The sequence below is a fragment of the Paenibacillus periandrae genome (genome assembly GCF_022458865.1).
Taxonomy (GTDB): domain Bacteria; phylum Bacillota; class Bacilli; order Paenibacillales; family NBRC-103111; genus Paenibacillus_S; species Paenibacillus_S periandrae.
In genome coordinates this window covers 86075-100651 of sequence record NZ_JAJNMU010000025.1, presented here as the reverse complement: position 1 = coordinate 100651, position 14577 = coordinate 86075, and the positions used below count along the sequence as shown (strand labels likewise).

General features: G+C 32.9%; 14 protein-coding genes. All 14 read left to right on the top strand.

Translation table 11 applies throughout. From position 1 onward, the window contains the following. Nucleotides 1-54 precede the first annotated feature (54 nt). Complete coding sequence (locus tag LRL21_RS34535; RefSeq protein WP_240420356.1) at nucleotides 55-1086, top strand: radical SAM protein; 1032 nt, start codon at nucleotides 55-57, stop codon at nucleotides 1084-1086. Further along, nucleotides 1083-2240 carry a hypothetical protein gene (locus LRL21_RS34530; protein ID WP_240420355.1) on the top strand — a complete coding sequence of 386 codons (1158 nt, stop codon included), beginning with the start codon at nucleotides 1083-1085 and terminating at the stop codon, nucleotides 2238-2240. Before LRL21_RS34535 ends, LRL21_RS34530 begins: the two co-directional genes overlap by 4 nt. After that, the gene (locus LRL21_RS34525; protein ID WP_240420354.1) at nucleotides 2224-3477 is read left to right on the top strand and encodes a DegT/DnrJ/EryC1/StrS family aminotransferase; all 1254 of its coding nucleotides are present in this window, start codon (nucleotides 2224-2226) and stop codon (nucleotides 3475-3477) included. The genes LRL21_RS34530 and LRL21_RS34525 overlap by 17 nt, the downstream gene beginning before the upstream one ends. Continuing rightward, nucleotides 3474-3995 (top strand): AAA family ATPase, encoded by a 522-nt coding sequence (locus LRL21_RS34520; protein WP_240420353.1) that lies wholly within the window; start codon nucleotides 3474-3476, stop codon nucleotides 3993-3995. The genes LRL21_RS34525 and LRL21_RS34520 overlap by 4 nt, the downstream gene beginning before the upstream one ends. 458 nt (nucleotides 3996-4453) lie before the next feature. Then, nucleotides 4454-4924 (top strand): GNAT family N-acetyltransferase, encoded by a 471-nt coding sequence (locus tag LRL21_RS34515; protein WP_240420352.1) that lies wholly within the window; start codon nucleotides 4454-4456, stop codon nucleotides 4922-4924. Nucleotides 4925-4964: 40 nt separating this feature from the next. Continuing rightward, nucleotides 4965-6116: a DegT/DnrJ/EryC1/StrS family aminotransferase gene (locus LRL21_RS34510; protein ID WP_240420351.1), complete on the top strand. Its 1152-nt coding sequence runs from the start codon at nucleotides 4965-4967 to the stop codon at nucleotides 6114-6116. A gap of 49 nt (nucleotides 6117-6165) precedes the next feature. After that, complete coding sequence (locus tag LRL21_RS34505; protein WP_240420350.1) at nucleotides 6166-7191, top strand: hypothetical protein; 1026 nt, start codon at nucleotides 6166-6168, stop codon at nucleotides 7189-7191. After that, nucleotides 7188-7796, top strand: a complete 609-nt coding sequence (locus LRL21_RS34500) for a hypothetical protein (RefSeq protein WP_240420349.1) — start codon at nucleotides 7188-7190, stop codon at nucleotides 7794-7796. The genes LRL21_RS34505 and LRL21_RS34500 overlap by 4 nt, the downstream gene beginning before the upstream one ends. Beyond that, entirely contained in the window at nucleotides 7750-8523 is a 774-nt protein-coding gene (locus LRL21_RS34495) for an arginase family protein (protein WP_240420348.1), read from the top strand. The genes LRL21_RS34500 and LRL21_RS34495 overlap by 47 nt, the downstream gene beginning before the upstream one ends. A gap of 109 nt (nucleotides 8524-8632) precedes the next feature. Then, nucleotides 8633-9409, top strand: coding sequence for a hypothetical protein (locus LRL21_RS34490; protein WP_240420347.1), 777 nt, complete (start codon nucleotides 8633-8635; stop codon nucleotides 9407-9409). A gap of 143 nt (nucleotides 9410-9552) precedes the next feature. Continuing rightward, complete coding sequence (locus LRL21_RS34485; RefSeq protein ID WP_240420346.1) at nucleotides 9553-10452, top strand: hypothetical protein; 900 nt, start codon at nucleotides 9553-9555, stop codon at nucleotides 10450-10452. Then, nucleotides 10442-11521 (top strand): radical SAM protein, encoded by a 1080-nt coding sequence (locus LRL21_RS46445; RefSeq protein ID WP_240420345.1) that lies wholly within the window; start codon nucleotides 10442-10444, stop codon nucleotides 11519-11521. The genes LRL21_RS34485 and LRL21_RS46445 overlap by 11 nt, the downstream gene beginning before the upstream one ends. Before the next feature lie 104 nt (nucleotides 11522-11625). Continuing rightward, entirely contained in the window at nucleotides 11626-13044 is a 1419-nt protein-coding gene (locus tag LRL21_RS34475) for a hypothetical protein (RefSeq protein ID WP_240420344.1), read from the top strand. Between the two features lie 91 nt (nucleotides 13045-13135). Beyond that, the gene (locus tag LRL21_RS34470; RefSeq protein WP_240420343.1) at nucleotides 13136-14560 is read left to right on the top strand and encodes a sulfatase family protein; all 1425 of its coding nucleotides are present in this window, start codon (nucleotides 13136-13138) and stop codon (nucleotides 14558-14560) included. Nucleotides 14561-14577: the final 17 nt, after the last annotated feature.

Below are 14577 nucleotides of genomic sequence, written 5' to 3'. Positions count from 1 at the left end.
TATTAATCATTTTAAACTCGGATAGTACCATTATCTATAAAAGGGAGGATTACATTGTATCAGAAATTAATAACAGACGATTTAACTAATATGAAACAATTTCAAGGTACTCCTTACTATGTATATATTTCATTAAGTAATTTTTGCAATGCAAACTGCGTTTTTTGTGATGTACATGAACAAAGGTATAAACAGGGTCATGTTGATGTTGAAGTGTTGTTAGATGAACTTCAAAGTTTAGGAACGAAATATATCCATTTTATAGGTGGGGGAGAACCTTTAATAAATAAAGATATATGGAAGTATTTTGGTAAAATAACCAATCTGGGAATGAAATTTGCAATAACCACAAATGGTTTTTATTTAGATGATCGCAAAATTTCCGAGCTTGCCAATTATAATTTGAATCACATCTTTTTTTCCATTGATGGACATACTGCTGAAATTCATGATCAAATTAGACGCGTTCCTGGATTATGGAAGAGAGCAACCGAAAATATTGTTTCTCTTAAGAAAGCGATTCCGAAAGCTAAAATTGTAATAAATCACGTTTTAAATAAAAATAATATCGACTTTTTTTCAAATATGTTACAACTTAAAGATCAAATACCCTTCGATTTTTTTAATCCTTTGCTCATAAAAGATTGTCCTGAGCTTGAAATGACCAATCAGCAAATTGAAAAATATAATAATTCATTAAAAGACTATGAAAAATTATCAGTAGAACAACATGTTGAGTTTCTCTATGATGGAATTAACTTTTTTGGTATTGATGAAAATTTAGATGGTATGACAAAAAAAAGGTGGGAAAATACTAATTTCAAATGCTATTACCCACAATATGCGAGTTATATTGATTGCCCAACGGCGTCAGTCTATCCTTGTGATTGCACAATACATAGAAGCCCCAAATTATTCAATTGCGGTAATTTAAATGAAAAAACATTCACAGAAATTTGGAATGATGTGCCGATGCAAAATCTGCGGCATAAGTTGGAACATCAGTATATGATTTGCAAGAAAAATTGTGACCGAGCGAATGTACTGTTTAACAGAACAATTGAGGAGGTAATGTTGTTAACATGAAGATTCTGGTTACAGCAGAGTCATTTGGATACGGGCCTATCATCACCTGTTTAAATGTCATAGAGAAATTAAAAAGAAGAACGGTAGGAACTTTTTCTTTTTTAGGTTCTGGGGTGTCAATGGAACAGGCTAAATTATCTGAATTGTTCGATGAATATGTGGAGTGTGACACCTTCTCATCGGCGGATTTAAAAAAACATGATGGAGTATTTAACGAAGCTAGCTTCATAGTCTCTTCAGAAAATATTGAAGGAGCCATTTATGGGGTGAAGGCCGGAAAAAAGGTGTTTTATATTGATAACCTCTTTTGGATGTGGGATGAGATTCCTCAAGAATTAGGGGAGGTAGATACTTATTTTATTGCAGAATCTTTGGATATTTCATCTAATTTATCAAGATTTAAGAATAGTATTAGAAGATTAAAGATTGTCGGTCCCCTCAGACAAGTGGCACATTCTGAATCGATAAAAAACAATAATAAAGTAAATCAACTTTTAATTAATTTTGGCGGCGCAGAGTCTTTTATGATAGATAAGCATTTAATCTATGACTATTATGAATGTCTGTTGTCAAAGATTTTGGATGTTACTACTGAAACATTTAGTTCGATTCTTGTTTGTGGTGGTAGTGGGCTGATCAAAGAATTGCAGTCTAGGACTACAAAATTGTCTTTACTATCATTTTGTACTTTCTCCAATGAAGAATATCTAGAAAAACTGAACGAATCTACTTCTATTGTTCTTTCGCCCGGTCTAGGAAATTTTTTCGAAGTCTTAAACCAAACAGTGCCAGTTCTTTTTATCCCACCTATTAATTTTAGTCAATTTTGGCAAATAGAGGATTACAAAAAATATTCAACTGCTTTTGATCAAATCAATTGGTCAAACTTTGAATGGGGCCATCATGTTGATAGATGTGCGAAAGAAGAATTGGGTGTCAATCAAGTCCTCCAGAATGTGAAATATTTTCTTGAGTCTGAGAGGGCGCAAAAAGAAGTAGCGCATCATATAAAAAATTTTTTCATGAAACCTCATGCATACTGTAATTATGGGGAAGAACGACAAAAAATAGTATCATGTCTAAAGCCCAATGGAATTGACACAGTGGTAAATGAAATTCTTAAAAGGAGTAGGCAAAATGAATATTATACCTAGTGATAACTTTATTGGTACTCATTACATCGGCCAAGAAGAGGAGAATGCAGTCATTGAAGTTTTAAAGTCTAAATCTTTGTTTAGATATGATGGTCCAAGGTTGTTGAATAAAAGTTTATTTTTAGAAGAAAGTTTAAATTCTTTTTTTGGTATTGAAAATAGCTTAGTTTGTTCTTCAGGGGCTGCTGCTCTTAAGTTGTGTTGCGTCGCACTTGGAATTGGACCAGGTGATGAAGTACTGATTCCCGCTTTCACATTTATCGCATCTGCCGGTGCGGTTCTTAGTTGCGGCGCTATCCCTAATTTTCTCGAAATTGATGAAAGTATGAATGTCGATTGCAAAAAAATAGAGGAGCGGATAACTCCTCAAACGAAAGCCATTATGGCGGTACACATACAAGGCGTCCCTTGCAACATGGATCTTATTTTGGACATAGCAAAAAAACATGGGCTTTATGTAATAGAAGATGTAGCTCAAGCCTTCGGTGCTCGGTATGATGATTATTATGTTGGTACACTCGGTGATGCAGCAGCATTTAGCCTACAGGCTGGCAAAATTATAACATGTGGAGAAGGGGGAATCTTCATCTGTAAATCTAAAGACGGGTTTGAAAGAGCAAAACGTTATCATGATAATGGAGGGAAACGGATTGATAACGGCTATCCAATATGGGATGATCCTGAGTGTAGTTTCGGTGAAAACTTTAAAATAACTGAGATACAAAGCGCTATTGCATTAGAACAATTAAAAAAAAGCCATATCATAATTGAAAAACAACGCGAATTATATTGTGAATTAGTGAAAGGAATTGATGTGACATTTTATAATCTGAGAAATTTTCCACCTAAAGCAAATCCAGTTCCCGTCAGTATATGTTTTGTATTTCACTCAATTTCAATGTGTGAATCCTTTATACAAGAATGTAAAAAGAGAAACCTGGAAATGGATAAATATTGCGATAAAATATTGACAACATATACGACTTTTAGAATGAAAAGTTCATGGCATTCTAGTGGTATACCTTATACAAATGCAACATATCAATTGAATGATTGTCCAATTTCTGAAGAACTGAGCAAGAGAACCGCTTGGTTCCCAATATCACCATTATTAACGAGTGGAAATATATACACAATACATACAATATTTGATGAAACTAAAGACACTTTAATTGGGATAGGTTATCCTAAGTCGGAACTGTCTTCCTCAAATTTACGACATAGGGAGTTTAAATGATAATTATTATTACAGGCCCTTCAGGGGTCGGGAAAACTACTGTTTGTTCTCTTTTGGCCTCACAACTAAAATCCAGTGTTCATATTAATTACGATGAAGTTTATAACTTTATCGGGGCTGACGAAATTACTGAAGAGTACCTAGCATTGACTGATGAGAACATCGCAGACATGGTGAAAAATTATCGAAGATATGGATTTAAATATATTATTATTGATGGCGTGTATGAGACAAGAACTCAGTATGAGGCAGCATATAAACAATTATTGATTCATGATCAGAATATTGTATCTTTTATGCTTTATTGCGAAATTAGTGAAAATCAAAAACGTAATAATTCTCGTTCAGTAATGGATCTTATGACAGCACAACGAATAAATGAGCTTAATGAAGTTTTCAGATTAATGGGACCCGGTGGTTTTGACTATACGTTGGATACAACTAACTTAAGTCTAGAGACCACTTTAGTTAATATGCTCGACTTAATGAGTTACAATTTGCTGGGTGAATATGAGTAAAAAGAAAAAATATGTGAAACCATCTTTCAGATCATATAATTAGTTATAAAATTACTGAAGATCATGTGATACAATTTACCGGGCCAGTCCTCATGTCGTTATGCTTTTAATTCATGAAAAAGTCTTTCCAAAGATAAATCTTATACAAAGTAAATTCCTATTTTAATGCTATTAATATAATACTACTATTACTTATTACTTATAGTATATGGACATCTCTTTACGCCAATCACGTTGTAATCACCTAAAACAACATTATTTCTTACATAGTTATTAATACCATTGTTTTGAAATAGCGAATAATATATCACATGAAGTGAAGTCCGGCAGCATCTACTGTAATACCTTTATCTATCTGGGATGATTTTAATTTTAACTTTCAAGTCGATTGAATTACCTTATTGAATGCGAAATAGTTACAAACTAAGAATGTAATTATCATCTAAAGGTGGTTTCCCATGAATAATGAAATAACTTTATATCAACGTCCGGGTTTGAATAACCATAGGATTGAACAGCAGATTTTAGATATAACACAAAGAATGGTTGATAGGTGGTTTTCTAAGGATGTTATTAGTGATACTCTTGTTGACTTAAAGTTTCATGATGTTATTTGCCTTGAAAGAGAAGATCAATTGAAATCATTTATTATTTTTACAAGCTACGAAGGCAGTATAAGGATAAGTCTTATGGGAACAGACCCCAGTGAACACAACAAAGGTTACGGCTCAGAGCTATTAAAACAGTTCTTTAATTATTTGTTTATTAATGGTTATAAAAAAGTAGAACTTTTCACTGTAAAACCAAATAATAATCCCCAATATACAGCGACTATAGCTTTTTATCAAAAAAATGGATTTGTTCTAGAGAAGGAATATGTTGAAATTTGGCAGGGAGGTGCGTTGAAACTAGTCAAAACATTAGAATGAATGGCATGTTTGATGCTCTCAAAAGGAAGGAGGTAATCAGTTGACTGAATTCAAAGAAAATTCTGAAGAAATATTAAGTTTCATAAAGGAAATGGAACCACTACTGAATTATGACTTTGAAGGCAGTCATCTTGTGAAAAATATTGAACATTATTTCAAAAGAAGATTTAACTTAGGAAATTCAGTGTTAGTAACCTCTGCTTCAATGGCTTTTTACACAGCAATATTGTCTCTGAATATTAAAGAGAAATCTGAGGTAATTCTCCCAGTAAATATTTGTCAAAGTATGGTAAACTGTGTGATTCTTCTTGGATTCATTCCAGTTTTCGCTGATATAGACGATGATTTATGTATGGATATTGGTGATTTGTTCAATAAAGTATCTCCCAGTACCTCAATCATTGTTTTTGTTCATCCTTTTGGTTTTCCATTAGAACTCAATTCGACTATTGCGCAATGCAAAAAACTTGGAATATATACTATAGAAGATTGTGCGCAAGCTCCGGGAGCCTTGATCAAAGGTAATTATGTTGGTAACCAAGGGGACTTTTCAATTTTTTCATTTGGTCAGAACAAACCTATATCCGCTGGTGGCGGTGGAATTTTATCTTCTAAGAATAATGAACTTATACAAAAAGCCAGAGTGATAGCAAGAGAAGGAGCACAAAATTATCCCAATTTTATCAGTGTAGGTCTAAATCTTAGTGTGAATGAAATACATGCCCTTTATATTTATTTTATCTTAAAGTCATTTGATGAAAAATTAATTCTAAAAGATAAAAGAATTGAGAGATACAAAAAATACTTTACCGGCAAGCTCAACTATGTAGGGGATTATATTGACGCAACGACAGGCAGTAAATCTATTTTCCATAAAATGATTTTAAAGTTACCCGACACTATGACTGAAGAGGAATGTGTAAAGTTCAATAAAATAGTAAGTGCAAATACAATTCATAATTTTAATATAATCCAAACTGCGTTAACTAATCCTCCTTTTAAAGTAAAATTTGTGAATCAATATTTAGAGATGAATAATAGGAGTGAGTTGGCATATTTACCAGATTCGTGTTTCCCAGGTTGGAGGAAAAATTTAAATCGATATTTATACCTTTCCACACACGATCTGGTTAATGATAAGAGCATTGACATAGTTTCGACTTTTATTTTAAGTAAATTATCGTCAAGCTAAATAAATTAGGTTGCAGCGACAGATAACACAGAAAGTAGGTTTTCATAATATGAATGATGATAGTTTATTGCACCGCATACATAATATAACCAAGGAAGAGCTATTTGCATTATATCAATTAGCTGATCCACGGCAGTCGTTAATATATAAAGATCTAAGTATTGTCCTCTCTGGGATAGCAGTTGGAGTAACAGAGCAGAAGGAAAACGATATAGATAAAAACTGTATAATTATCGGAGGGCCGTGTATTTGTTATTGCCAAGCTAATATTAGCAAGATAAATATACAGGACATAGTTGATATTATTTACCCACTTCTCACTGCCAAACAAATGGGGTCAAAGTGCCTGATTTATTTTCAAATAAAAGAGTCAGTAGATCAACAAATAGCGATAGATCATTATCATTCGGCAGTAGATAGTTGGAATACCCTTTTCGAAAAATTGACCCTATTAACTAAGCATATAATGTCATTGCTTGGGATGTCTGACAAAGAGGTATCAATAATATCTACAGCGGAACCTAGGATAGATGAAATAATAACTAATATACTATCATTGGACGAGGTGAATAGGCATTTAACAGAGGAGATTTTATATGGTTTGTATTCAATAAACAATACAGGTTCACATCCAATGGGTAACGAATTTGAAAAGCTTCTATTAGAAGTCTATAAAAGAAATATTATCAGTTATTTGCCAGTCACTATAAATAAAATACTAGATTTAAGAGAAGATGTTGATGTTTTAGTGGTTGAAAATTGTACACAAATAAAAACATCTTATAGAGCAAGTGAGTTGCATCGTGCAGTATTCAAAACAAACAGCGAAATTAGTCACCTTGCTTACATCAGCACACCTGGATTAAATGGATATGAAATGAATCAAAGTTATCCCCGACACCAAATTCGACTAGAGACCGAGGATGCATACATCTTGAAAAATCTAAACCGATCAAGTGAAGGTGTAAAGTCTTATTACTCGAACATATTTCCCGAAAACCTATATCCATCGGAGTTAGATTATGTTGAACAAGTTATTTATAGTCTTAATAATATAAGAGAATTAGTATTATGAATAAAGATTGGCCATCTATTTACTTGTATTTCGAAATTAATCCTTCAATAGAATTAATAGTGAATTACGTTGCTTCACACTTAAAGATTTACAAATCAGAAGTGGTTTATAAGACATTACAGGAACTAATTTCAAGGACAATCCCTATCGTGCAATTAGAGAAACATAATCAGTTATCCTTTTACAAAAAACGAATATTTCTTCTTGCTTCACAAGGTCAACAAGATAACCAAAGAAATAGCTGCATAATAGAAGCATCCGATTCACAGATTAGTCTGACAAATAAGATAGGACAAATTAATATCGATAAGATTGCGGATAGTTACGACCAAATCCACCATATTAATGAGATTTATAAGGATGTTGGGAATTATGAGCAAATAGTTCTTAATTGGAGTCCGCAAGTGATTTTGAATTTACGTTTAATAACATTTCTTATCTATAGTTTAGAATTATACCGTTGCAACACAATAATTATTAATAACATCTCATCCTGCGTCTACGACCCAATGTTGTCAGAAGCAATCATTCAAATTTTAAAGGGAGTGTTGAATAATTTTGCGCAGGAAAAATTTATTTTTAATCCCTTTCGATGCGGGAGCTGATATAGTAGGTGCCAACGAAGGTGTAAATAAAATTTTTTTACAAATACAAGCAAATAAAAATATTGATAATTTATATTATATGAAAAATAAGGTATTGCTTTCAAATAAAAGTGAGACAGCAGATGTTTATCAACAGCTCGTGGAAATAAGCCCCATTATACAGAAGCTTATACAAAAGAATGATTCGATTATGTTCATATCAGGGGATCATAGTATTACCTATTACTTATATCGTATTTGTGCGTCTAATTTTAATGAACCACCTGTACTTGTTATATTGGATGCCCATTCGGATTCGAGTCGGTTATACGATGGTTGGATTAACCAAGGAACATTTGTACGAGAACTGACTAAAAATATAAAACCAGAGATTTTTCATATAGGTATCCGCTACGACCCCATAAAATTAAGTGACATCGATGAGATGGTCTATCCAGCTTTCTCGTTTTTACATCATGATGGCTTAGAGGATTTTTTTAAAAGATTGGGGAATAAGCCTTGCTATGTATCAATTGATATTGATGTGTTAGACCCGAGTATATGTCCTGGAGTTAATTTCCCTGTGCCTGGTGGTTTGAGCAAGAATGAGTTGTTGAATATTCTGAAAAAACTCTTTCAATTAAATGTTATTGCGTTCGATCTTGTAGAATATGTTCCCCAAAATGATGTTGATAAGAAAAGTTTACAAATTGCTATTGAGATTATTGAAAATTGGGTGGTGAGTTGAACTGCATAAGCTAACTTACGAATTAAATACCATAAACTTAAGTGAACAAATAAGAGAAATACGAGAAGATAGCAAAGCTTATAATTTAATAGAATGTAAAAGGTTAAATTTGAGAGTGCCTAACGCACTAATCCTCACAGAATATAATTTATTTTATTATTTAAAATACAATCACTTACCAGATGAGACTTGTTTAAATCTAAAAAAATTTCTTGAACAAAGTGGGGACTCAACACTTTTTGCTATACGGTGTGGGGATAAAAACAGTCACAAAGTATTGCCCTCTAGTTTGATCAACGTAGGTTTGAAAAAAAAATTCCAGACGGAAAACTCAGAGAATTATGCAGAGAATTATCATCTGTATAAGATACAATTGGAAAATTTGATGTTAGTTTCTAAAAAGCAGTGTGTAATCGAAAACCTAATAGAACTTCCCACTTTTAACCAGGTCCTAGAAATCTTAATGATGTTTTATTCAGCGTTTAATAATTTGGAAAATATTCAAGATAAGGGAATAGATTTCTCAATTATCATACAAACAATGGTTTATGGTAACCGTAATCACAGATCTGGCTATGGAACGGCATACACAAGAAATCCTTATAATGGTGATAAGGTAGATTATTGTCAATTTATGGTGAATAAGCAGGGTATAGAAGTGAATAATATAGCTGATGAATATTGGAAAGATATATCAGAATTAAAATTATTAATGCCTACCGTATACTGCGAGTTAAAAGATAAGTTGGAAACAATAGAAAACCACTATAAAGATATTCGTTTCGTTGAGTTTGTTATTGAAGATTCCAATCTGTTTTTCACTCAGTTAAGCAAAAGAAACAGAGTTTACTTTCCAGGGATATTCGAACCTAGAGGTTTACTATGACAAATAGTCTAAACTCATCCACGTTACGAAAAATATATCGTTTTGAAGAGACTACTTTTTATATTTATTGTTCTAACATTTTTTTATTCATTGAAGTCAATAAATTTCTAAGTCCACATCTTAATGAAACCACGAATGGAGACTTGAAAGATAAATGGGAAGTTTTTTATCTTCATCAATCAGAGTTTGATTTGAGCTCGTACAGGATTCTAAATGATGCTCAAGAAATAATGTATTGCAATGAAGAAAGTAACAACGTTACAATTGTTAATTTCAAGTATAGAACAGCTAGAATAATATATACAGACTATCAAGTAAATATGAAATTACTTGAAGACTGCTATTCAGTTATAAAACATCTATGTTATCTTCATGTGATAGATCAGGGGGGGTGTCTACTTCATAGTTGTAGTGTACGCTATAATAACAAAACTATAATTATAATGGGAGAAAAGGGTGCGGGGAAGACAACGATTCAGCACTATTTAATGCACACACTAAAAGCCAGTTTCATAAGTGCTGACCGAACATTAGTTTGGAAAAAAGAAGGAAGATTATTTTGTGCGGGTTGGATTAGCACATATAGACCCAGTATAGACGTCCTTTCGTTTTTACCCAATGATGAAGCTCGTTTGAATTTAACAAAGTACTACGATAAATATAAAGAAAATCAAGATTATTTTCAGAAAAATAAGATTCGCATGTCACCATCGAATTTAATTCACTGCCTAAAAATAAAATCAATTTCTTATAGTTTGTTCGACGTCGGAATATTCATCAAGTATGATGAAAAGCAAGTTGGGTATTCTCTCAAAAAAATGACAGACAATTCATTTGATGAATTAATGCTTAACACAATCGATCCTTCAGAAGAGGGAATATTATCAATTGCTTTAAAAGATAACAACACTAATTCATTAACTTTAGTAGGTGAGGATTTGAAAAAGGTGAATTTTTATAGATTAACTGGACGAGGAGATTTATGTGAATTTGTCCATTTACTCGAAAAAAATATAACGGGATGTGAACAAAGTGAAAATTAAACGTATTCTTAACAAGTATTTAAATGACATCCAATCATATGTTTTAAGAAATTCTAATGTTGTGGGTTATCCAACACGTATTTGTATAGATTCCGCTAATACTTGTCAATTGAGTTGTCCCTTATGTCCAACCGGCCAACGATTAAAGAAGATTAAGCCAGCTTTTTTAAAATTCTCGGATTACATAAAATTAATGGATGAGATTGGGGATTATTTATACAAAATTACCTTCTATAATTGGGGAGAGCCTCTGCTAAATCCTGATCTCTTTAAATGTATTCATCATGCAACGAAAAAAGGAATACGTACTCATATTAGCAGCAATTTAAATTACTATAATGATGAAATAATCGAATCTATTGTACAAAGCGGTTTGTATAAGATATCTATTGGTTTAGATGGAGCTACCCAAGAAACGTATGAGAAATACCGTCAAAAGGGGGACCTCAATAAAGTTATTGAAGGGATCAAAAGGATAAATGAAATGAAACAAAAGTACAATAGTAAGTATCCTATTTTGGTTTGGCAATACATATTAATGAAACAAAATGAGAGTGAAGTTGAAGAAGCAAGAAAAATGGCTAAAGATTTAGGTATGCGCTTTCGTGTTAAGGCGCTATCGCTTGATGAACTTAGTCAAGAGGATAAGGATAAATGGTATCCTGAAAATCCTTTGTATCGAAAAGCTGATCATAATGATGTGAGTGATAAACCATATATTGATAGATGTTTAGAACTTTGGAATTCTCCAGTTATTAACGGTAATGGTGATATGTTCACTTGTAGTTATGTATATGGGGATGATCATAGGATGGGAAATGTGTTTAATGATGGATTTAAAAAAGTTTGGAATAATCCGAAAATGAAAGATGCTAGAAAAATTGTTATGGGAAAAATACAAGTTTCTGACCATAAAGAAATCCATTGTTCAAGTTGTATACATCGTAAAAGTCATAGATCGATCTCTGAATTGATTGATGCTTTAGGGAGAAAAGGAACGGCTCGACGAGGAATTGTTAAAGATATAAATAATAAAAAGGAGTATGCGGATTGGAATAATCAAAAATGAATTTGTTATAGCTTAAAGATAATAAAAATTACACAATTGTACGATACTAAAAAATAAAATTAACATAGTAATCTAAGAGACTGAAAAATAGGGGTTGGAATATTATGCATATGACCAATATTGGAGACCAAATCGACATTCCAAGTATTTTCTATCAAAAAGATAACCTAGCTTCAACTGATAGAGTGAATATGGTGGTTAATACATTTAATTATCTTGCTGATGATGCACCTGCAAATTCAGTTATTTTAGTAAGCTCGGGATTTAACTTTCGGGTTGGCAGAATTAACGTTATTTACGGTCCAAGTGGTGCAGGTAAATCATCGATCATAAATCAAATCAAACAAATTATTGGCGGACGATTTATTGATGTGGTTGAAAAACAAAATGATTATTTAATTGAAATGGTAGGAGAAGATGCGAAAGAAGCCATTCGAATACTAACACACTCGGGGTTGGGAGAAGGGAATTTGTTTTTACGAACCTATTCACAGCTTTCGGAAGGACAAAAGTTCCGAATGCAACTCGCACTAGAACTCGACAAAAACAGCGAAGAGAATTTATTTATTGATGAATTTGCTTCCAAATTAGATCCCTCAACAGCGAAGGCAGTTGCTAGAACGTTTTCTAAACAAATGAGAAAAAAAAACCAATGTTTATTTGTTTGCTGTAATAACCCAGATGTCGCAAAAGCTTTTGGTGCTGATGTTGAAATAGCCGTAGGCTACGATAATCAGGTTGAAATTCAATATCCCAATAAACTGCAAGCTAACATTTTTAATACGCCAGAAATTGAATTATTAGTCAGTACCCCTGATAAATACGAACAATTTAGAAAGTACCATTATCTTCATATTGATGGTCGTATGGATAATGCTAAGACTGTGTTAGCAATTAGTGAAGATATTCCTGTTGGAATTATAATAATGATACCACCGCTATCTTCAAGAAGAGAAATACTTCATCCCTATTTCAAACTGATTAATTCAAAGATGATATCCATGCATCGTATTGTTGTACATCCGGAATTTAGAGGAACAGGTATTGCTAAGAAGTTGGCGGTGGAAGCGCCCGATTTTTTAGGATATGAAATCATTGAAACGCGATCAACCTTGTTTGATATTGTTCCTGTCCCATTGAGTTGGGGCTACAAGGGAGTTATTAATAATTACTACGACTATAGACCTGCTTACTATCAATTGGAATCATATATTAAAAGCCTTGATATTGAGCCCAATAAACTTTTGTTTAAGGACGTTTGCCTAACTGTTCTTCAGAGGGCGGATAAATCAAAGTTATCAATACTTATTAAAAGAGACGAGGATGAACGCCACAAAGGTCAACTACTCTTTTATTGTAGTGTAATGGAAAAATGCGGGTATCCATATACCCATGAATTAGATGAACTGACTGATATTTTGGTTTCAATCGATCGTTTACCTGTAACTGATGAAGATTTTGTGAATGCTTTAATGAAACATAATGTTACAAGAAATGGTTCTTATTACATGAAAATCAAATAATCGATTATTTCACAATTCGGTGTGTCTAATAGTAGTGTAACGATTGTTTATTTTTCAAAATACAAATTAATCTAAGGTAGGTTATCTAATAATGAAAATTATCTTAATAACACTTGATACTTTGCGTGCAGATAGACTTGGTTGTTATGGTTATCACTTACCTACAAGTCCATACATTGATCAAATTGCTAAGGAAGGAGTAATTTTTGATAAAGCCTTTGCCGCCGATATTCCTACGGAGGTTGCACATACAGATTTGTTCACCGGAAAAGTCGGTTTGTCTACAGGTGTTATAGCCCATGGATCAAAATCAAATTATTTACAAAAAAATATTAAATGGTTGCCATCTATGTTAAGGAAAAAAGGAATAACCACGGCAGCGGTGGATAATCTTTATCACCTACAAGAATGGTTTGCACGAGGATTTAAATATTATATGAATACAACGGGAGAAAACAGATGGATTGATGGACGGACGATAAACGATTTCGCAATACCTTGGTTGCGTGATCATGCACAGGATGACTTCTTTTTGTTTTTACATTATTGGGATCCTCATACTCCTTATTTGCCACCTAAAGAATATTTGCCTCTATTCTACGACACAAAATTAGATCCATTTGATAAGTCAAATAGAAGTATGGATAAAGCTTATAGTCATACTTCCTATCCTAATCAGAAACTCAATCATTATGATTTTCTTGGTGAAGTGACCGATTCAAATTATGTTAATGCCTTATATGATTCGGAGATACGCTATCTAGATGATTTATTAAAAGAGCTTGACTCCAATTTAAGTGAATTAGGAATAAAGGACGACGTATTCCTCATTATTTTGGGTGACCATGGTGAAAGCCTACTAGAGCATGGCATCTATTGGGATCATTGTGGGCTATATGATAATACTGTCCGTGTTCCTATGATAATGAGGTATCCAAGTAAGATTAAGGCTGGTCAGACAATTAAAGGAATGGTTCAACAAGCTGATATTATGCCAACAATATTACAGGATGCTAATTTGGATGTACCAAACGATCTAGATGGGAAAAGTCTTTGGCCAGTAATAAATGGGCACGCATCAGAAGCACATACAAAAATTTATCTCAGTGAATGTGCTCACCAGGCGAGTAGAGGAATTAGAACTAACGAATATAAGTTTATGAAAACTAAATCTTCAGGAATATTCTCAAGACCGGAAATTGAACTGTATGATCTCATTGAAGACCCAAATGAGGAGCATAATATCGCGGAGAAATTACCCGAATTAACTAGAATTTTTTCAGAGGAGCTTGATTGTTGGGTTCAGACTAAATTGAATGGTAAAGAGGATCCTATGGATTATATATTAAATAATGAAATGCTACCTAAAAGAAAAAAAATGGAGCAGATATTAATGGATTTTGGCCTAACGTATGAAGAATGGATCAGTAATCCTTCTCCTACAGAGTTAAATAAAGCATTGGAAAGTTTGAAAAGAAAGAAAGCGTTATCACAAACAGAAAAATATACTGTATAAAAAAGTATAGATAGCCA